Source organism: Acinetobacter sp. ANC_7511 (genome assembly GCF_056779975.1).
In genome coordinates this window covers 23,296-42,552 of the sequence record NZ_JBWYIY010000005.1, presented here as the reverse complement: position 1 = coordinate 42,552, position 19,257 = coordinate 23,296, and the positions used below count along the sequence as shown (strand labels likewise).

The following is a 19,257-nucleotide window of genomic DNA, read 5'->3' as shown; positions in this document are numbered from 1 at the left end:
AATTACATCAAACTTTTTAGCTACACAATTCAGAATTATAGCGAAAAAAAGCTTAAATTTCTGTTTAAATTGAGTGAGTCATACCCGATTAATTCATCTATTTCCAATCAATTAGGGTAAGGAAATACTCGATAAGTCACCAGCTTGGAGATACTCAATGAAGCGCTGTTTTTCTGACGCTGATAAATTTTTGAAGTGTTCAAACAAACGCAAGCCATCAAGCGTATCAGTAGTTCGATTCACTTCAGAGATTTGGCCATCTTGTAAATCATTAGCCATGAGTTGAGCAAATAGTTCATCATATTGTTCCCTGATTTGGTTTTGTTCTATTTCAACAACTTTTCGATTTTCTAATTTAAAATGTTGTAGATCTACGTCATTGTTTAAAATCAATTCAGAGCATGCAGATGCGATAATTTGAATTTGTGGGAATGCTTCATGCAAACGGCTGAGTACGTTTTGCACAAAATCTTCATCCACTTGAGCATCAATATTGTCAATTAATAGAATGCCTTCACCATCAAGGCATGGGTCAATACTATGAGGATTCAGGAGACAAAGTCGTCTGACAATATCACCTACTAAACACAACCATTGACGATACGAATTAGATAATTGCGAAAAAGGAATTTCTTGACCATTTTGTACCAGCATCAATTGGATCTTGGGCGTGTATTCAATATAAATGTCACTGATCGACGGGAATAATGTCTGGATGGCTTTCTTGAGTGCTTTGAGTGATGGTAGTTGCATCTCTGCTTCAAGATTCAATAATTTTGCAACTAAATCCTCTTGGTCATGATGAGAGGATAATTTTTGATTGGTTTGAATTTTTTGAAAAACTTGTGCTAATCGTGCATTTTCGATGTCACTAATTTCACGAAACCATTCGAAGAACCGAGCAAATGTTGTATAAGGGAGTGCTGCAAGTTCGTAGGCTGCATGTGTTTGTAATACAGCAGGATTATTTTTGCTTAGCAAATTCACTTCGTTGATAAAGCGATCAGAAGGATAGTAGGCCACCATAGGCATGCCTTGAGCAGGATCTTGTTTGATCGCTTGTTGATAAAGATGAACGAGTGATTCTAATTGAGTCGTTAGCGCTTTACTATGACCTACACCTTTGCTGGTTAATGTTTTATAGAGTTGCCATTCGCACAAACCCTCTTCATTGTTTTGCACGGTCGCAGCCTGTTCAATAGATCCAATATCCGTGGGATATTGAACACAAATATCTATTTTGGCTTGAATGTGTTTGTGCTTAATATCCGAATCAAGCATGACTACACCAGCAGTTCTTAAATCTTTGGCACGTGCAGCAAACCACGTTAAAGCTTGATAAATATTTTTAATTATCGCAGTTTTACCAGAGGCCTGATCACCTAAAATAATAGATATTGGTCGTTGAGTTGGATCAAATTTAATTTTTATATCTGAAAAATGATAACAGTGACGTAACTGAATAGATTGAACTTTCATATTTTGCCTGCAACTTATCGTAGGGGATTATGCTGTTGCTTTCGTTTTAATCGTGGATTTAAGTTTGAGTTGTTGTATTAAATCATAAATATGATGAATATTTAAGCTGCTTTTTGCTCGTGTACATGCAACATAAAGTAAACGTAATTCTTCATCGCTAATTTTATGTTCTAGTCCATTAATTTTAAATTGGTAATCATCTTCTAAATGCACACGATTCCATTCTAAACCTTTGGCTTTATGAGCGGTTGAGATTACATAGTCCGCTTGTTCAATGGGTGTGATTTTGGCAAGAGCTCGTTTGAGTGGATCTGTACCATGTTCATCAACCAATTTAACCAAAGGCTTGATGTCGCTACCATCATTTGTTTCACAATATTCATGCACATCATGCCAAGAGTTAAACCAAGCTAACTCTGGAACGTCCGTTACTCTTTTACCTTGTTTAAGTAAGCTTGCAGCGTCAACAAAGCGATTTAATTTCGCATGATCGGCTTGCAGGCTCACTTTGTCCCCTTGAACTAATCCTGAGAGTAAAAGTTCCATTGCGCGTGCGTTAGTACGGCACAAAATCGCATCTCGCATTTTGGTATGAGGCTTGTTGACGACTTTTGATTGGAGTTCGGGGTTGCCAATCAACGGAACAGTCTCATTGAGTGCGCCTAATAAGTGATTAGCAACTTCAGCGATATCATCACCAAAACGGAATGAAGTGGTTAGGCGCGATTCGGGTAAAGGCATTTGTTGCATCGCATTGACTGCCCCACGCCATGCATAAATTTGTTGATGTGCATCGCCGACATAGATGACTTGCGTACTTTTTTGCTTGAGTAAAATCCCTAGCATGAGTGGGTCAGCATCCTGTGCTTCATCAAACAATACATAGTCTGCGGGTATAAAAGGATCTGATAAAGCCCATAATTTGAGATAGATATCATGCCCAATGCCAGCCTGATGATTAGGGTCGATTGATTCTAACCAACGACGTTCGACTGCAGGATAGAGGTGTTGCTGTAATACCGCAATATCGTCAGCATGTAGCCAACTTGGTGCTTGAATATGTCGGGGTGCAGGATATTGCGAGCTTGTTGAACAGAAATAACTAACAGCATTTGCAACTAAGCCCGCCAAACGACTAGGCATAAGCGCATATTTTTCGTAACGCCCCCCCATGAGTCGGCGTAATGTGATGGGTTGCAAACGGTATTCTTTGGCAATAAAGCTCGGGCTCAAGCGTGGGAGTCTAAGTTTATCTGTCACTCCACGTGGAACGCTTCGAAATGCTAAAGAGTGGAATGTACGACAATCCACGCGCTGATGAAATTTTTGTTGAGCCTCGCTGGCAATCGCTTTGTTAAAGGCAAGATACATACCGCGACGCTGTTGCATCGCATCACTGACTAATTTAAGCGTTGTTGTTTTACCTGTACCTGCATAGGCAATCACTTTGAAGGATTGACCAGATTGCGCTTGTTGAATCGCAATTTCTTGTTCTAAGGTAGGTTTGACAATGACAGACACAGGTTGATAAATCTTCAATGGTTTTAAAAATGATCAGTGAGTATAGCAAGAATTTACAAAGGGGAGAGTTCAATCTTCTTCTTTTTGGATGGGGAGTCTTCGGCGACTTAAAAAGCCGAATTAAATAAAAAAGCCATGTTTGAACATGGCTTTAAAGAGTAAATTAATGCGTGCGATTTGCTTTTTCAACAAGTCCTGACAGACCCTGACGTCGTGCAAGCTCATTTAAAACGAGTTGAATATCAAGATCGAAGTAACCCAGCATCACTATGGTATGGAACCAAACATCAGCAACTTCATAAATTAAATCATTTTGGTGATCCAGCGTCGCTTCTTGTTTGAAATCTTTAGCAGCTATTACCGTTTCAAAACTTTCTTCACCAATTTTTTCAAGTATTTTATTGAGACCTTTATGATAAAGCTTTGCCACATAAGAAGAGTCAGGATCTGCAGATTTACGTTCTGCCATCATTTGACCAAGATAATGTAACACATCGACTTGCTCAGCTTGAGCTGTTGATGCATTCATCACTTTACTATGCGCATTCTCAGACTTTTCGCCATAAATTTGGTTCGGATCTTTCAATTGAGCGTCTACAATTTCCCAACCGTTTGATGTTAAGCGGCGATAAAAACATGATTCACGTCCTGTATGGCAAGCAATGCCACCATGTTGCTCAATTTGAAGAACGATCACATCAGCATCACAATCTAAACGAATTTCATGCACAGTTTGGAAGTGACCTGATTCTTCGCCTTTATGCCACAATTTGCTGCGTGAACGAGAGTAGTAAACAGCTTGATTTTTTTCTGCTGTAAGTGCCAAAGACTCACGATTCATCCAAGCCACCATCAACACTCGACCTGTTTGATGATGCTGAGCAATGGCAGGGATTAAACCTTGTTCGTTAAATTTTACTTCATCGAGCCATTGCGTATTGTTCATAAGGATTTCACCAGAATTAAATGAGACACTACAAAATTGTAGGTCATTAGTTTAAGCGAATAAATCTTTGTAGGGGAGAGTAGAAATTAATTTATTTAAGATCTTGCATGTATTCTTCAAAGTTTTGCTTATGGATCATTTCTAGGAATGCATCCCCTAATCGTTGACTTTCAGCTACAGACTGTTTCCAAAGCTCGATTCGTTTTTTTTGATCAAGCCCTTTCAGTGTGAAATCTTTGCGATCAGGAAGACGTCCTAAAGGAAGTGATCTTAAATAAGACTCAGAGGGTGAAATCAATACGGTTCGTGCTTGATATTCAGCATTAGATCTACGTTTTTTGAGGAACTTATCGAACCAACCTGGTGTTATTTGATCTGTAAAATGAGGGTAGAGGACAATCCCATGACTCGGTAAAGGTAGATCAATATGATAATCGATTAGCCCGCCATCACGATAAGCAGCGACATCTGCACCTTCGATATTTCTGACCGCCGGCATCACAAATGGAATGGATGCAGATGCCATTAACCAATCTTCTAAATTTTTTTCAGTCAACGCATAATCAAGATGTTCGAATTCATTTTTGATGAGTGAAAGTCGTGAAGCGTTGTGTGGTTGGGCAATTGTACGTTGCATGAAGTGCCCAATTTTAGCTCTCGAAAAAGTATTGAGACCGATAATGCCAGCAACTGCACGGGCAAGCATAAGAGGATGATCACTTTGAAATTTTTTCGATGACTTTACTGACAAAATAGCCAAATGGTAGTCGGGATGATCAATAATTTGATTGGTTTTACCTTGAAGGAGGGCTTTAAGCATGCCGCGACAGACGTCTCCAACTTCAAGAATATTCATCTTAGGTCGAAATTCAAGATGGGTATATAAGTCTGCTAATTTGGATGTGCCTGCTTGTGCACCATGCGCTGCAATACTTGCAAAACGCCAACTCCCAATGGATGAGCCAATTAGAGTCCGCTTTTTGGGTGCTTGAGCAAAGAACTCACCAAAAACAGCTAGGTCCAATCCTTGAATTCCAATACCTTTGGGACCACCTGCTGCTCCAGGAACAAAATCAACCGCACTGGCTTGTAGACCTTGTTCTTGAATGATCTGTTTTGCTTTATAACCTACATGAATATTCAAGCAAGGTTGAGTGGTCTTGAGGATATGTGTCATAAGCAATTCAGCGACTAAAACCTATTGATGTAGCAAGTTTTGACATGAGATAGTGAACTTATTTCACCATACGCCACATAGCAATAAAAGATGCCAACACAATTAAAATCATGGAAATAAACCATGGTGCGATCACAGCGATTGAGAGCAGAATTGCGATTACACTTCCGAAAATCCAACTACGCTTTTGCTGATGCTCCATTTGCAAGCGCAGCGTTTGAAGTTCATTCAATTGTTTAGCATGCCATGCAGACTGATTTTTTAAACCGTTAAGACTGTCAATCAGTAAAGTCGGTAAATCCTGAGCGCCCAATAACAAGTCTGGGATTTTTTGTCCTAATTCTTTAATATTTTTTTGAGGATTCATTTGGGCTTTAACCCAATCCGTTAGAATTGGCTTTGCTAACTTCCAAATATCTAATTCAGGATAAAGGTCTGTACCTAAGCCTTCAACATGTACTAAGGTTTTAAGCAATAACATCAGTTGTGGTGGAATTTCTAGATGAAAACGTCGAGCGATGTCCATCACTTGGATCAATATGCCTGCGAAATCTAACTCATGCATCGGTTTCGAAACCATAGGTCCTACTGTACGACGCATTTCACGTGCTAAAGCATCTTGATCCGTGCCTGGTGGAATCCAACCTGCTTGATGCACAATCTGAATCAATTGCATGAAATCACTGTTCATGACTGCCAGCAACATACGTGCTATCGTCATTTGATCGTGCTTGGAAAGCTCGCCCATGATGGCGCAATCGAGCGCAATAAATCTTGGATTTTGCGGATTAATCGTTTCTACGAAAACATTACCCGGATGCATATCTGCATGGAAAAAATTATCGCGAAACACTTGAGTAAAAAAGATTGTTAAGCCTTTTTCTGCTAAGTCTGCACGATTCATTCCTAAACGATCAAAGGTCGCAGTATCTGAGATAGGCACACCAGTGATACGCTCTGCCACCATTACATCCGGACTATCCATATATACTTCAGGCACATACATCATGCTTGAGCCAGTAAAATAATGGCGCATACGTCGTGTATTTTCGGCTTCAAGAGTCAAATCGAGTTCATTTAAAATGATTTGACGATAATCTTGAATAATTTCTGATAGATGTAAAGCACGGGCAGCTTCTAGCCTTTTTTCTAAATAGTGACCAAGCCATTCTAAAATTTCAAAATCTTGAATAATTTGAGCACGTATATTCGGGCGAGTTACTTTCACGACAACTTCACGCCCATCGTGAAGAGCAGCGGTATGTACTTGAGCAATTGAAGCAGCAGCTAGCGGCTTATCATCGAAGCGCTCAAATAATGTGGAAACATCTGCTTTAAGTGATTCTTGAATTCTTTGCTTAGCCACACCAAGATCGAAAGGTTTAACACGATCTTGTAATAACACCAATTGTTGTAATATTTCTGGTGGAATTAGATCGCGACGCGTAGAGAGGAGCTGCCCTAATTTAATTGCGAGTGGCCCCATTTCTTCTAAAGCTTCTTTAAGCTTTAAAGGATTTTTACGTTCTCGACTAGAAAGTGCAGCAGGATGCAAACGTATAAGATTCAGCAGGGGGCGAACCTTTGCAGGAATATCTTCCGCAGGTACCAACGTGTCGAGTCTATAGTGCGCAGCTATACGCCAAAGTTCGATTAAACGTCTAATGTGCGGAATCATATATGCAATTACCTGAAATCTACGAAGGGTTAAATTTTGATTTTAAAAGCTGAATTTTTGCTTCTAGTCGATCAATATCTTGATTAAGCTGGCGAGTTCCGTGGAGAAGATCGTCCATTTGCCAACGTGGTGCGAATAGTCCAGTATCTTCTTTTAAAAAGTCTTCCGCAAAAAAAAGATGAGATTGAAGTGACTTAATTAAATGTTGTGGTGCTAATTGAACTTTGCCGATTTGACTTGCAAGATTAGGTCCGATCCAATCACTCAATTGCGAAGCGAGGTCTGGCTCAGCATTTTGTATAATTTTTTGAATGTCTTGCAGAAGGCGATAGTCACCTTGAACGGGGATATTGCCAATGTCATGTGCTAGAAATAGTTTGCACAAGTCGACCACATTATTAACATGCAATGTGGAGTCTGCTTCAGTAATCGTGTGAGCTTGCTCCCAAGGCCGCTGTTCGAAAATAGAGGGTTGAGTGCTATGACCTGTTACTGTTGGTTCTAAACGAACTTTATTTTCATCAAAAAACACATCAACGGAAAGCTGTGGCGCATCGATCACAACACGAAGCATTTTCCCTTGTAATTGGTTAAATTGGATACGAGTAATCGCATCCAAATTAATCCAATGATGTATGGTTTTTTCAACTGCACCCAGTGCTAAGATTGACCACATGACGAAGTGCTACCTGCGGTTAGAGTTTAAAACCACGGTGAACTGCAACAATACCACCTGTTAAATTGTGATAATCGCAGTTTTGGAAGCCCGCATTTTCCATCATGCTTTTCAATGTGCGTTGGTCTGGGTGCATACGAATTGATTCAGCAAGATATTTATAGCTTTCAGCATCATTTGCCACAATTTTACCCATGATTGGTAAAGCAGTGAATGAGTACAAATCATAGAGTTTTGAGAAAGGCTCAAAGACTGGTTTTGAAAACTCTAATACAAGTAAGCGACCACCTGGTTTAAGTACACGATACATTGCTGCAAGTGCTGCATCTTTGTCTGTTACATTACGTAGACCAAAACTGATGGTGAGTAAATCAAAACTGTTGTCTTCGAAAGGCTCGAGGGTTTCAGCATTCGCCAGTACAAAATCAACGTTGGTACAACCCGCGTCGATCAGACGGTCGCGACCTACATTCAGCATGGATTCATTAATATCAGATAATACAACATGCCCAGTAGGACCAACTTCACGACTAAATACTTTCGCTAAATCACCAGTACCACCAGCGATATCTAAAACGCGTTGCCCACGGCGAACGCCAGACATATTAATGGCAAAACGTTTCCACAAACGATGAATACCAAATGACATTAAGTCATTCATAATGTCGTATTTTGCGGCAACTGAATGGAAAACTTCAGCGACTTTTTGCGCTTTCTCTTCAGAATTTACGGTTTTATAACCGAAGTGTGTCGTTGGTCCAACGTTTCCAGTATTCGCACCACGTGGCAAATTATATTTCGGCACTGAAGAATGTACTGGCGTATCTGTCAGTTGCTTTTGTAGCGATTGTTGCTGACCTTGAGGTGCGCCAGTTGGTAATGGATCTGTTAAAAAAGGACTCACGTTGTCTTTATTATTTGCCGGCTCAACCTGAGCATGAGGCTGTTGATTTTCATTAGACATTCGAGTCACTCCTGAACACAAATAATATTAAATCTGAATTAAACTGCATAATGACAGATTCTTCAGTTTTTTTCAGTCTAGATTATGCAATTGATATGAATAATATACAGAATTAAAGCGAAGTTTCATCCATGAAATGAGAAGATGTTCTTTTATTTTCGATATTCTGACCAGACGCTTTTACGCTTTTCGGCTGATCAGAATCTTGGCTGATGAATTTTAATTAAGCGATTTGGAAGGGATTTTCTTTCCCTGTGTGGACATTATTCACAATGATTCGCTCTTTTTCTGTAAAACTCCGAATGAAGGTCGCAGCCGATTTCATTGGTTTCATAGCGACAAAGCCTTCACCAATAAAGTCATACATCAGTTCAAAATTATATTTGCTTGCTGCACCTTTACACATTTTAAACGCTGTGTGCATGATGAATGAACGCATGTATTTGTCCAGACTCAGACCGAGCTCATCCAACAGATTGAGTTGTTCATGGCGCGCTTGCTCTTGATCTAAAGCCACTAGAGTTTCACGCATCATTTCATCAGTAATGGGTTGGTCTTTTGGATAATGTTGGAGTAAATACTGTGCAACTTGTTCATCCAGTTGCATCGCCAAGACCGCCAGTCCTACAGATTTTAACCCAGTTTTAATGGCATTTTCTGGAATGATTTTTTCAGCTTTGTGTGCGTATTTTAGTAAACGTTCGATTTGCAATGCTAGGTCATCAAATTCAGGGCCACCATAAAGACGGTTAATAAAATATTGAGCCATCAGCTTATTTTTGTCTTCAGCGAATAACTCAGCATGTGTGTGAAGTATGCGCTGTTTTAGCCAATTTTGAGCATCATTTAACCTTTGTTTAAGTGCCGGATTCTGATGATAATTGAGTTGTTTGTATTGTTCTAAAAGTTGATCTAATGCAGCAAGTTTGGACATGTTCTAGCTCAATTAAAAGGACTGAAAAAAGCATAATAGGTTGGATTGCGCTCGACTATGACTGTTGAAATCTAAAATAAAACCTTTCAGGTCAGTCATGGATGAAAAGACAATTGCAATAAATTGTACCTGAAGATTTAAGTTGATACTGTTCCTTGCGTATACTGTCGAAAATACAATAATTTTGAGTGGGCTATGTCTGAACCAAAACAACAATTTGATAAAAATACTGATCAACCCGAAGATAAGAACAAAATATTTGACGCAGATCAGATCAATTTAGACTTAATTGAAGCGCAATATGCTCTCAAAGATACACGTGGTAAGAAAAATGCCAAAAGCTTAGTGGTGTTGGTAAGTGGCATTGAGTTAGCAGGTAAAGGAGAATCGGTTAAGCAATTAAGAGAATGGGTTGATCCACGATATTTGAAAGTCAAAGCTGACCCTCCTCACCTTATTCAGCCGAATATCCCATATTGGCAACCTTATGCACGTTATATTCCTGCTGAAGGACAAATGATCGTCATGTTTGGAAATTGGTATAGTGATCTTTTAGCCACATCCTTACATGTTTCAAAACCATTTGATGAAACCATGTTCGAAAATTATTTGCAGCAAATGCAAAGCTTTGAGCAGGATTTAAAAAATAATCATGTTGATGTCGTGAAAGTTTGGTTTGATTTATCGTGGAAATCATTACAGAAGCGTTTAGATAAAATTGAACCTTCGGAGCAGCGTTGGCATAAATTGCATGGGCTGGATTGGCGCAATAAAAAACAATATGAAAATGTACAACGATTGCGTCAAAAATTTACCCAAGACTGGGTCATTATCGATTGTGAAGATGAAGTATGTCGTGATCAGAAATTCGCAGAAGTTGTATTAGCGCGACTGAAAGATTTGCCAAATCATCCTCAAAAAATGCGCCAAAAATGGCATCAAGCGGATATCCCAGAAATTTTAACGTCCCCCAATGAAGCAGTACTTGAAAAAGATCAGTATAAGGCTGAACTCAAGAAACTGACCAAGAAGGTCGCTGAAGCATTACGCGCAGAAGGACAAAAAACGGTGATCGTTTTTGAGGGGATGGATGCCGCAGGTAAAGGTGGTGCGATCAAGCGTATTGTGAAAAAGCTCGATCCAAGAGAATATGGAATTTATAACATTTCTGCGCCCGAAAAGTATGAATTGGCGCGGCCTTATCTCTGGCGTTTTTGGAATAAACTGCTTGAAGATGAAAAAATCTCGATTTTCGATCGCTCTTGGTATGGTCGTGTATTGGTGGAAAGAGTTGAAGGTTTTGCAACGGATGTGGAGTGGAAACGTGCATATGATGAGATTAATCGCTTTGAAAAAGATCTAGTAGATACGCAAACAGTCGTTATTAAGTTTTGGTTGGCCATCAGTAAAGAAGAGCAAGCCAATCGTTTCAAAGCACGAGAGGAAACACCGCATAAGCGTTTTAAAATTACGGCTGAAGATTGGCGTAATCGCAAACGTTGGGATGATTATTTATTGGCTGCAGCAGACATGCTCCACCGAACAAACACCGAAGATGCGCCGTGGTATATCATTGCTACCAATGATAAATATACTGCACGCCTTGAAATTTTGAAGGCAATTTTGAAACAATTAAAAGTAGATGTTTAGAGCTGGTGAGAGGTATAAATAAAGCCCTTACAGGGCTTTATTTATACGTATAAGGTTTTATGGGTTAAGCGTATTTCACAACATTTGCTTGTTGTTTTTGTTGAATGCTTTTGGCAAGTTTATAGCTTTCTTCAACATGAGCCTCAGCCACTTTTTTCATGACAATATAACCCAAGCTAGCTGCAATAATTGAACCGCCCAATGGAATAAACTTAGTCACTTGCTTGGTCAACACTTTGGCTGCCATATTGTTCAGCGAAGCTTTAGCGGCAGTACGAGCCACGACTAGACCAGAAAACTCGAAACCGCGTTTGCGTAGTTCGTTCCAATGGATTTTTTTGGTTTGAGGATCAAAAACGCTGATTTGTTCAGGAGCTAAGCCAAAGCGAGCATTAATTTCTGGAATTAAAATTGACAACATACCTACGTCAATCACAACATCTAAAAAGGGCACAGGAATGACAGCAACACCTGCTGAAACATAAGAGCGTTTTTTGACGAGTTCAAGACATTCATCTCGAATTTGTTCTAAATTTAAATTTGGGTCGATTGTTTCTGGAATTTTATCAATTTTCATTTATTTATCACCTAATCAAAGTCTATGGTTCTCGATCCATCACATGATGAACATAGCGCGAGATGAAAGTTTTATTAAAGTCATAAAGTAAAAGTGACATAGTCAGATTAAGATGTATAGTAATTTATGTTTATGATTTTGTTCACACAACTTCATAACGTGTTCGTTGTATGGTGAAAGGGACCTTATGGGAATTCATGTAATTCAAAGTCAGCGCATTGAAGTTTTGGTACAAGGCATCATCACAACTCAAAAGCGTCCCACGAACAACCCATTTGCAGTCCTACAGCAACAACATTTTGTGGTGCCTTCTGCGGCAATGCAAGAGTGGTTAACCCAACGGTTATCTGAACACCAAGGCATCAGTGCAAATACATTTTTCCATCAACGTATTCGTGGCTTTCAATGGTATGCCTACCAGCAAATTTTGAGTGACAAAGATAAAGTACGTAAAGCGAATATTCCACGTCTGATTATGAAGTGGCGTATTTTCCAAGCACTCAAACCTTTTATACAGCGTGCGCATAATCAGCTTGAGGTTGAACATCCTTTATTCCCATTAATCACACGTATCTATGACAGCGCAGCACGTATTGAACAGTCAAATGAACAATATCGAAAAAAAATGAGCATGTTGTATTGGGTGTCTGATCAAGTGTCAAAATTGTTCAGCAATTACATGATTTATCGAGCAGATTGTCGCCGAGCATGTGAATATGATTGTCGTTGTCCTGAAAATTGGATTCAGGTATGGGGGCGTAATGAAGCACTCAATATTGAACAACAATTACAATATCTAAACGATCAAGATTCCAGTTTTAAATTTTCGCAGGCACAACAATTAGAGGCTTGGCAACGTTGGTTATGGCTCAACATTTTTCATGAAGACTTTGTTGAAATGCAAAGTATTGATCATGATTTTTGGGGTGTACTTCGTGATGAACAGCAACAGAAAATAGCCCTCAAAAAACTACCACAGCAACTGATCGTTTTTACACTCTTGGATTTACCACCAAGTCAATTACAGTTTTTGCGCCGTTTGGGTCAGTACATTGATGTGTTGATTTTGCATTACAATCCCTCACAAGAATATTGGGCGGATAGTGTCGATCCGAATTGGAAAAAACAATATGACTTAAAGCTCAAAGAGCGATATATCGAAAAGTTTCAGCAAAAGCATCAAAGAAAACCAGCTGATAATGAAGTTGAGCAGTTTTTTGAGAATTTTAGTCTGAGCTTTAATGGGCTGGCACGTGAGTCCAGACATCCCTTATTAACACGAATGGGAAAGCAGGCACGTGATCACTTTTCTCTGTTGTCTAACCTTTCCTCGGGTGATGAGGGGCAATGGATAGATGCTTTTGTGGATGAAGCACCGCAGCATTTACTGAGCCAATTGCAATCAGATATTTTACATTTGGTTGAACCTCAAGCTCAAAGTTATGTATTAGATCCAGCAGACGATTCAATCCACATTCATGTTTGTCATTCCGCTGTACGACAGCTTGAAGTCTTAAAAGATCAATTGATCCGATGGCTTGCTCAGTCAACAGCAGAAGCACCACGCCGTCCGAGTGATATTTTAGTTCTTGCGCCTGATCTGAAGCAAATTGAGCCTTTGATACGGAGTGTGTTTCCGCAAAAAAATACTGCAACAGGTGTTTATCTGCCAGTAAAGCTAGCTGGTATCACGCAGTTAGATACAGTATTGGCATGGCGTTCAGTGTTAGGGCGAATTGAACTGATACAAAGTCGATTTACCATTGATGATTTTGCTGATTGGTTGAACTTAGCAGCGACCCAGGTGAGATATTGCTTAGACATTAACGGGGCTGAGCGCATCTTATCGTTGTTGAGACAAGCGGGATTTCGACGAGGTTTGGATGAGCAACATTTGCAAAAAACATTGGCGGAGTATGATCAAGACTATCGGTTCAGTTTTAAGTATGCCTTAGATCGTTTGGCGCTGGGTGTGGCTGTTCCAGTTCATGCGATGTTTCAGGAGACCTTAAGTTCTCATGTAGTGGACTCGGGTGATTTTCACTTAATTGCCACGCTCATTGAAATATATAAGCACTTTGTAGAGCGTCGAGATTGGCTCACGACGATTGAAATCGAAAATGATCAAGAGACGTCAGAGCATGTTGAATTTTGGCTCAATCGTTTAATTTTAGAAGTTAATGAGTTTGAAAGCGCTGGTGTAAGCTCGTTAGAGATGATTAAAGAGATTATTCAAAAGCAAATAAGAATGCTAACGCTGGCAAATTTCTATGAAGAACATGATCAAGCCATTCTTAAAAACATACGTTTGCCTTTGAGCTATATTCTGACTGAAATCCAAAGCACCCTTGAATCGCAACTTGATTATGCATTGCCAACTGGACAAATTACATTTAGTCAAATTGGTTTGATTCGGCCAATACCGTATAAGTTAATTGTCATGATGAATTTAGATGGCGGGAAGTTTCCAAATCGGGAGAGCCATTTACCTTTTGATTTAATGGATTTACTCAAGCCAATGATTGGTGATCGATCACGTTTAGATGATGATCAAGGTGCTTTTTTAGACGCTTTGTTATTGGCCAAAGATAATCTCTGGCTATTCTATAATGGTTTTGATGTAGCCGATGGTGAAGTGCGAGATCCATCAAGTAGTGTTCAGGAATTGCTCCAACATCTCGCGTGGATCATAAAAACATCAGATCAATCTTCCTCGAATCCTCTCATTGATATAGATGGCATTCAAGTTCATCAAAATTTGAGCACACTCTATACGGTGCATCCTTTGCAACCCTTTGATCCTGATGGTTTTCAGCAACAGCATCAGCGCTATGACGATGAATGGTATGCCGTGGCTTCTAACCTCAATCGTCAGGATCAACGTGGTCATAGAGCGGCTTGGATTAATACCTCGCTTGAATTGAATCAGGACATCATGGTCTTGGATGCTGAACAATGGATCAAAGATATCTGTTTTCCTGCGCGTCTTTATTTAAAAACCTTAGGCGTATCTAATTTAAAGGATCAGGATTTCCCTGAGGTGAATGAGCCGTTGTTATTAGATGGATTGGCGCGATACTCTATTCGTGACTTTTTACAACAGCAGCCAAATGTTTCGAAGCTTCAGACTGAATTACTCAGTGACCAGCTTCCTGTCGGCAAATTACAAGAAGTCAGTTTGAAAATGAGTCTGTTAGAGCATCAACAGTTATTAAAAAGACAAAAGTGCTATGTTGATGAGCCGACCAAAATCACTCAGCGCGTCATAGCAATAGATGATATACAGCTTCAAGTGACCGTTCCTCAAGGGGATGAGACGAGTTGGGTGAGTGTTTCAACATCCAGTGCACGCGCACGACGACGAGCACATGTGTGGTTAGAATACTTACTTTGGTTAAGTTATCGAGACTTACCAGATCACCTTGCAACTGAAATGCAGCGCATCCAAATCTTTAGCGATAAAACCATTATGTGTACTGGCCTGACGACGAAACAAGCTCAGGATATGCTTTCCCAATGGATTCAGGCATATAAACAAGCTCAGATAGAGCCTCTCGTTTTACCTGCAGCATTGCTGATGAAACTTGCTGTAGATGGAAAAGCATTAGAATGGGTCACTGATGAAAAGGGTCATCAGCAGTTAAATAACTTCGATAAGCTATTAAATGAGTGGAATAAAAGCGATGCCTTTCTGAATTATAGTTTAAATGACAGCGAAGAAAGTCATTTGCACCGAGATTGGCAGTATATTTTGCAAGATTTAGATGCTGAGCACCTATTAAAACAAGCGTGTGATCAGTTTGCTTATGTCTTATATCAGCCGATATATATGTATCAATCGGAGGCTGAAATATGAGTCAAAAGCCTACAGTCTCGTATCAGCCAATTGTGGATATGCATTTCACTGGATTGCATTGGATTGAGGCTTCTGCGGGGACTGGAAAAACGTATACGCTCTCCAGCCTCATGGTCAGAATTTTATTAGAAGAATATTTACCAAAGCAGATTATTGCGACGACATTTACACGCAAAGCAGCGGCTGAATTGAAAAGTCGAATTCGTGCACGTTTAATCGAGGTACTTGGACTTTTAGAGTCATGTCGTGAGCTAACTCAAGATCAAGTTCAGGCGCGTGCAAAATTAGAATCAGATATTTTATATCAAGTGATTTTAAATCAATTTTCTGGCTTGATTGCACATGCATGTGCACGTTTAAAATTGGTGATAGATCAGCTTGAAGAACTCTTTGTTGGTACCTTGGATAGCTTTAGCCAAAAGCTTCTTCGTGAATTTGCATTTGAGAGCGGTAAAATTGAACGAATGCAAATCACCAATGATGCAAAACAATATACGGTTCAGTTAATTCATGATGAATTACGGGCATGGATTCAACAGCAGCCTCAATCAACTGTAGATTATTTGCTGCTTAAGAAAAAAATTAAGTCACAAGATGCTTATATCGATTTAATTGAAACGAGTTTGAATTTTTCCTCTGCTTATTTCAAAGCAGTGCCAGCGCCGACCATAGATGTAGACGCTTTCAGAACTCATGCAGAGCGCTTCATACAGATCGAGCTTGAAACGCTAGATTCATTAATAGACTTTTATGATCCTGAAGGGCAGTATTATGCTGTAGTCGCAAAGAAGTGGCGCGATCAAGATAAATTAAAAATTACACTCACGCAGTTGTTGCCTGAATTCCTTGATCAAGTTAAATCCCAAGGCATTGAAGTCATTTTTGCGTCGCATCTCAGCACTCATCTTAGTCAGTTGAATGAATTGAGAAAAAAAGTTCTCAATAAATGTCCCGTCGATGTTTTGGCGGCATTTGAGCAACATCCTATTATTGTTGAACTTGCTGAGTTTTTTAAACACTTTGATAAGCTCAACCAACAACTCGAGCATTTGGAGAGTTATTTACAATATTATTTAGCGCAGCAAGTAAAACAACGTCTGCCAGAATTGCTACAGCAAAAATCCGAAACCACATTTTCACAGCAAATTCGAACTTTGGCCGAAGCACTGCAGGGAGCGCAAGGTCAGGAGTTTGCAAAGTACGTTCACGCGCGTTACCCACTTATTTTAGTGGATGAGTTTCAGGATACCAACCAAGATCAAGATGATATGTTGGCGCAGATTTGGAGACATCCAAGTCGTGTGAAGCAGGGTTGTATGATTATGGTGGGAGACCGTAAGCAAGCGATCTACGGTTTCCGCGGTGGAGACATGCTCACGTTCCTAAAAGCATATCAAGATGTTGAAACTAAAGCAGGGCGTTTTTACCAACTTGTGCATAATCATCGCTCAGTGAAACCATTGGTCGAAGTCGTCGATGCATTGTTTCAACAACAAATGGATTTTGGTGAACAAGTTGAATATACGCCTGTTACAGCAGGTACTCGATCGCATCCATTATTGATCCAATCCGGTTTAGAAAATTATGCTCCGCTTCGTTGGGTTCAAGTAAATGATAAGGAACACGAGTTAGAGCAGGTTGCTTGGAAGATACGGGATTTGCTCAATCAGGCTGCCCAAAGTCAGCTATATTTCGAAAAGCAGGGGCAACGTATTGAGCTTCAGGCAGATGATATCGCTGTTTTGTCTCGTAACAATCCTGATTTAGATAAAGTTCATCATCACTTATTGATGTTAGGCATTCCTGTAAATCGACCTTCACGAAAAAGTGTCTTCAAAAGTGGAATTGCTCGAGATGTTGGTGCAATTTTGACAGCCATCATGAATCCATTTGATGAAGCTAAATTAAAGAGAGCTTTACTTACACGATTGATGGGTTTTAATTTACATCGCTTTTTGCAACTTCAAATTCAAGCAGATGGATTAAGTTTATTTATCACGAAATTTGAAGAAATTCGTGAAATGTGGATGGGTCAAGGCTTTTTAACGGCATGGCAAAGTTTCCTCACAGAATTCAAAGTTTGGACAAACTTGGTTGAGCAATTCAGCTATGACAATGAACGCGAAGTGGTCAATCTACGACACATTTCAGAGTTGTTGAGCCAAAACAGTGATGAGTTAAGAGGTATGCACACCCTTTATCATTGGTATATGCGGCAGCTTTCAAATCCGATGGAAAGAGAGTGGGAAATTGAAAGACAGTTGAGTAATCAAGCGGGCGTTCACCTTTTAACTATTCACCAATCTAAAGGATTGGAGTTTAAGATTGTATTCTTGCTTGGCGCAGATCGTAAACTGTCAGATCGAAGCGAACTTAACTTTTCAATTCGTGAAGTGCAGGATAATGGAACTGGAAAGTCCGTCGCACAACGTGTCGTGGCGTTAAAGCGTGAAGAATTATTGGAACCATTAGAGGTTGAGCAACATGACCAACGTGCTTTGGCAGAGCATCGACGATTATGGTATGTGGCCTTAACTCGAGCACAACACCGCGTTTATTCAATGATGAGTGATCAAAAAGGGCAATCTATTTATGGTTTGGCGTTTTGGCGTGGTCATGGTGCGAACCAATTTCAGCATGCTTTCAGTTTAGATGAGCCATGTTTAGAGCAATGCCCTGAGAAAGTAATCGCAAAAAAAGAACATCATACTGTTCAAATGATTGCGCAGAAATATCCTCAAGTTCATTTTTATCCTAGAGCCAAAACCAGTTTTAGTTATCTCGCACAACATTTGAGTCATCAACAAATTAAAGATCGTATGGCGGCTCAAGATATGATTGAACATCATGCGAGTGATGAGGTCAATGCTGTGACGCTCGTGACTCGATATCAATTTGAGGATTTGGATCATCAACAACCTTTGAGTTGGATTCGTGCTCATTTTCCGATGGGAACATTAGCTGGAAATTTCCTACATGAAATTTTTGAACATATCGATTTTCAAGATCGCCGAGATTGGACATTAGAAATTCGCCGCCGTTTTAAAAATGCCTATTCGAGTTTATGGGAGCAATTATTCGCTAAATTTCAATCAGATTTTCCTCAACATCATGATACCGAGCAACATCTGTTAGAAATGATGGCTGAATGGTTAGCAGAGGTTTTAGAGACACCGATTCAACCTGAATTTCGACTCAAACAATTAGTACCTGAAGCACATTTGGCTGAATTTCCATTCTATTTGGCTTTAGCAGACCGAATATTTGGTATTCAGCGTATTCAGCAATTATTTTTAGAGTTTGGACTTAATATGCCCGAATTCAATGCTGCAAATTCAGCACGTTACCTCAATGGTTCAATTGACTTGGTTTATTATGATGGGGAGCGCTATCACATTGCCGACTATAAGAGTAATTATCTCGGAAATCATGTGGAAGACTATTCAGCTCAAGCTATTCAGCTGAGCATGACGCATGCAAGTTATTGGCTACAAGCAGCCCTATATTTGGTGGCATTACATCGCTATTTAAGTATTCATATTGATGACTACAACATCGATCGAGATCTTGGTGGTGCCAGTTATTTATATTTACGTGGGATGAATGGCACTGACCAATATGGATTTAATTATTGGCGTCCTAGTTCAGAATTTATTCTAAGATTAGATGCAATATTGGGCTATTTTGCTGAGGATAAAAACAGCAAAATAGCATGAATATTTAAATGAATTTATTATTAATCATTAATTTATCTTGTGGATAATATTGATGATAAATGTGTAGATAACTATGAGGATAA

The 19,257-nt window shown here is 39.6% G+C and carries 12 protein-coding genes; 3 read left to right on the top strand and 9 right to left on the bottom strand.

Annotation, left to right across the window (positions count from 1 at the left end):
- Nucleotides 1–111: 111 nt before the first annotated feature.
- The 8 genes from AC1M9L_RS04505 to AC1M9L_RS04470 all read right to left on the bottom strand — a co-directional run bounded on the left by AC1M9L_RS04505 (nt 112) and on the right by AC1M9L_RS04470 (nt 9,375).
- Nucleotides 112–1,479 (bottom strand): ATP-binding protein, encoded by a 1,368-nt coding sequence (locus AC1M9L_RS04505; RefSeq protein WP_481591464.1) that lies wholly within the window; start codon nt 1,477–1,479, stop codon nt 112–114.
- Nucleotides 1,480–1,506: 27 nt separating this feature from the next.
- Complete coding sequence (locus tag AC1M9L_RS04500; protein ID WP_481586744.1) at nt 1,507–3,000, bottom strand: UvrD-helicase domain-containing protein; 1,494 nt, start codon at nt 2,998–3,000, stop codon at nt 1,507–1,509.
- A 163-nt stretch (nt 3,001–3,163) separates the two neighbouring features.
- Nucleotides 3,164–3,946: a bifunctional phosphoribosyl-AMP cyclohydrolase/phosphoribosyl-ATP diphosphatase HisIE gene (gene hisIE / locus AC1M9L_RS04495; RefSeq protein ID WP_092767251.1), complete on the bottom strand. Its 783-nt coding sequence runs from the start codon at nt 3,944–3,946 to the stop codon at nt 3,164–3,166.
- Nucleotides 3,947–4,037: 91 nt separating this feature from the next.
- Nucleotides 4,038–5,123, bottom strand: a complete 1,086-nt coding sequence (locus tag AC1M9L_RS04490; protein WP_481591463.1) for a patatin-like phospholipase domain-containing protein — start codon at nt 5,121–5,123, stop codon at nt 4,038–4,040.
- A gap of 58 nt (nt 5,124–5,181) precedes the next feature.
- Nucleotides 5,182–6,801: an ABC1 kinase family protein gene (locus AC1M9L_RS04485; protein ID WP_481591462.1), complete on the bottom strand. Its 1,620-nt coding sequence runs from the start codon at nt 6,799–6,801 to the stop codon at nt 5,182–5,184.
- Between the two features lie 19 nt (nt 6,802–6,820).
- Nucleotides 6,821–7,477 (bottom strand): ubiquinone biosynthesis accessory factor UbiJ, encoded by a 657-nt coding sequence (locus AC1M9L_RS04480; protein WP_481591461.1) that lies wholly within the window; start codon nt 7,475–7,477, stop codon nt 6,821–6,823.
- A 19-nt stretch (nt 7,478–7,496) separates the two neighbouring features.
- Nucleotides 7,497–8,441 carry a bifunctional demethylmenaquinone methyltransferase/2-methoxy-6-polyprenyl-1,4-benzoquinol methylase UbiE gene (gene ubiE, locus AC1M9L_RS04475; RefSeq protein WP_179998846.1) on the bottom strand — a complete coding sequence of 315 codons (945 nt, stop codon included), beginning with the start codon at nt 8,439–8,441 and terminating at the stop codon, nt 7,497–7,499.
- A 223-nt stretch (nt 8,442–8,664) separates the two neighbouring features.
- Nucleotides 8,665–9,375: a DUF8198 family protein gene (locus AC1M9L_RS04470; RefSeq protein ID WP_481591460.1), complete on the bottom strand. Its 711-nt coding sequence runs from the start codon at nt 9,373–9,375 to the stop codon at nt 8,665–8,667.
- A 195-nt stretch (nt 9,376–9,570) separates the two neighbouring features.
- Here AC1M9L_RS04470 and pap point away from each other — a divergent pair, with 195 nt between their 5' ends.
- Complete coding sequence (gene pap, locus AC1M9L_RS04465) at nt 9,571–11,025, top strand: polyphosphate:AMP phosphotransferase (protein ID WP_481591459.1); 1,455 nt, start codon at nt 9,571–9,573, stop codon at nt 11,023–11,025.
- 64 nt (nt 11,026–11,089) lie between these two features.
- Here pap and AC1M9L_RS04460 read toward each other — a convergent pair whose 3' ends face one another.
- Nucleotides 11,090–11,602 (bottom strand): hypothetical protein, encoded by a 513-nt coding sequence (locus AC1M9L_RS04460; protein ID WP_035264037.1) that lies wholly within the window; start codon nt 11,600–11,602, stop codon nt 11,090–11,092.
- 187 nt (nt 11,603–11,789) lie between these two features.
- Here AC1M9L_RS04460 and AC1M9L_RS04455 point away from each other — a divergent pair, with 187 nt between their 5' ends.
- Nucleotides 11,790–15,458: an exodeoxyribonuclease V subunit gamma gene (locus AC1M9L_RS04455; RefSeq protein ID WP_481591458.1), complete on the top strand. Its 3,669-nt coding sequence runs from the start codon at nt 11,790–11,792 to the stop codon at nt 15,456–15,458.
- Nucleotides 15,455–19,174 carry a UvrD-helicase domain-containing protein gene (locus tag AC1M9L_RS04450; protein WP_481591457.1) on the top strand — a complete coding sequence of 1,240 codons (3,720 nt, stop codon included), beginning with the start codon at nt 15,455–15,457 and terminating at the stop codon, nt 19,172–19,174. Before AC1M9L_RS04455 ends, AC1M9L_RS04450 begins: the two co-directional genes overlap by 4 nt.
- Nucleotides 19,175–19,257: the final 83 nt, after the last annotated feature.

Coding starts and splice junctions, on each gene's coding strand:
- AC1M9L_RS04505 (WP_481591464.1), bottom strand. CDS start 1,479: ATGAAAGTTCAATCTATTCAGTTACGTCACTGTTATCATTTTTCAGAT.
- hisIE (WP_092767251.1), bottom strand. CDS start 3,946: ATGAACAATACGCAATGGCTCGATGAAGTAAAATTTAACGAACAAGGT.
- AC1M9L_RS04490 (WP_481591463.1), bottom strand. CDS start 5,123: ATGACACATATCCTCAAGACCACTCAACCTTGCTTGAATATTCATGTA.
- AC1M9L_RS04485 (WP_481591462.1), bottom strand. CDS start 6,801: ATGATTCCGCACATTAGACGTTTAATCGAACTTTGGCGTATAGCTGCG.
- AC1M9L_RS04480 (WP_481591461.1), bottom strand. CDS start 7,477: ATGTGGTCAATCTTAGCACTGGGTGCAGTTGAAAAAACCATACATCAT.
- ubiE (WP_179998846.1), bottom strand. CDS start 8,441: ATGTCTAATGAAAATCAACAGCCTCATGCTCAGGTTGAGCCGGCAAAT.
- AC1M9L_RS04470 (WP_481591460.1), bottom strand. CDS start 9,375: ATGTCCAAACTTGCTGCATTAGATCAACTTTTAGAACAATACAAACAA.
- pap (WP_481591459.1), top strand. CDS start 9,571: ATGTCTGAACCAAAACAACAATTTGATAAAAATACTGATCAACCCGAA.
- AC1M9L_RS04460 (WP_035264037.1), bottom strand. CDS start 11,602: ATGAAAATTGATAAAATTCCAGAAACAATCGACCCAAATTTAAATTTA.
- AC1M9L_RS04455 (WP_481591458.1), top strand. CDS start 11,790: ATGGGAATTCATGTAATTCAAAGTCAGCGCATTGAAGTTTTGGTACAA.
- AC1M9L_RS04450 (WP_481591457.1), top strand. CDS start 15,455: ATGAGTCAAAAGCCTACAGTCTCGTATCAGCCAATTGTGGATATGCAT.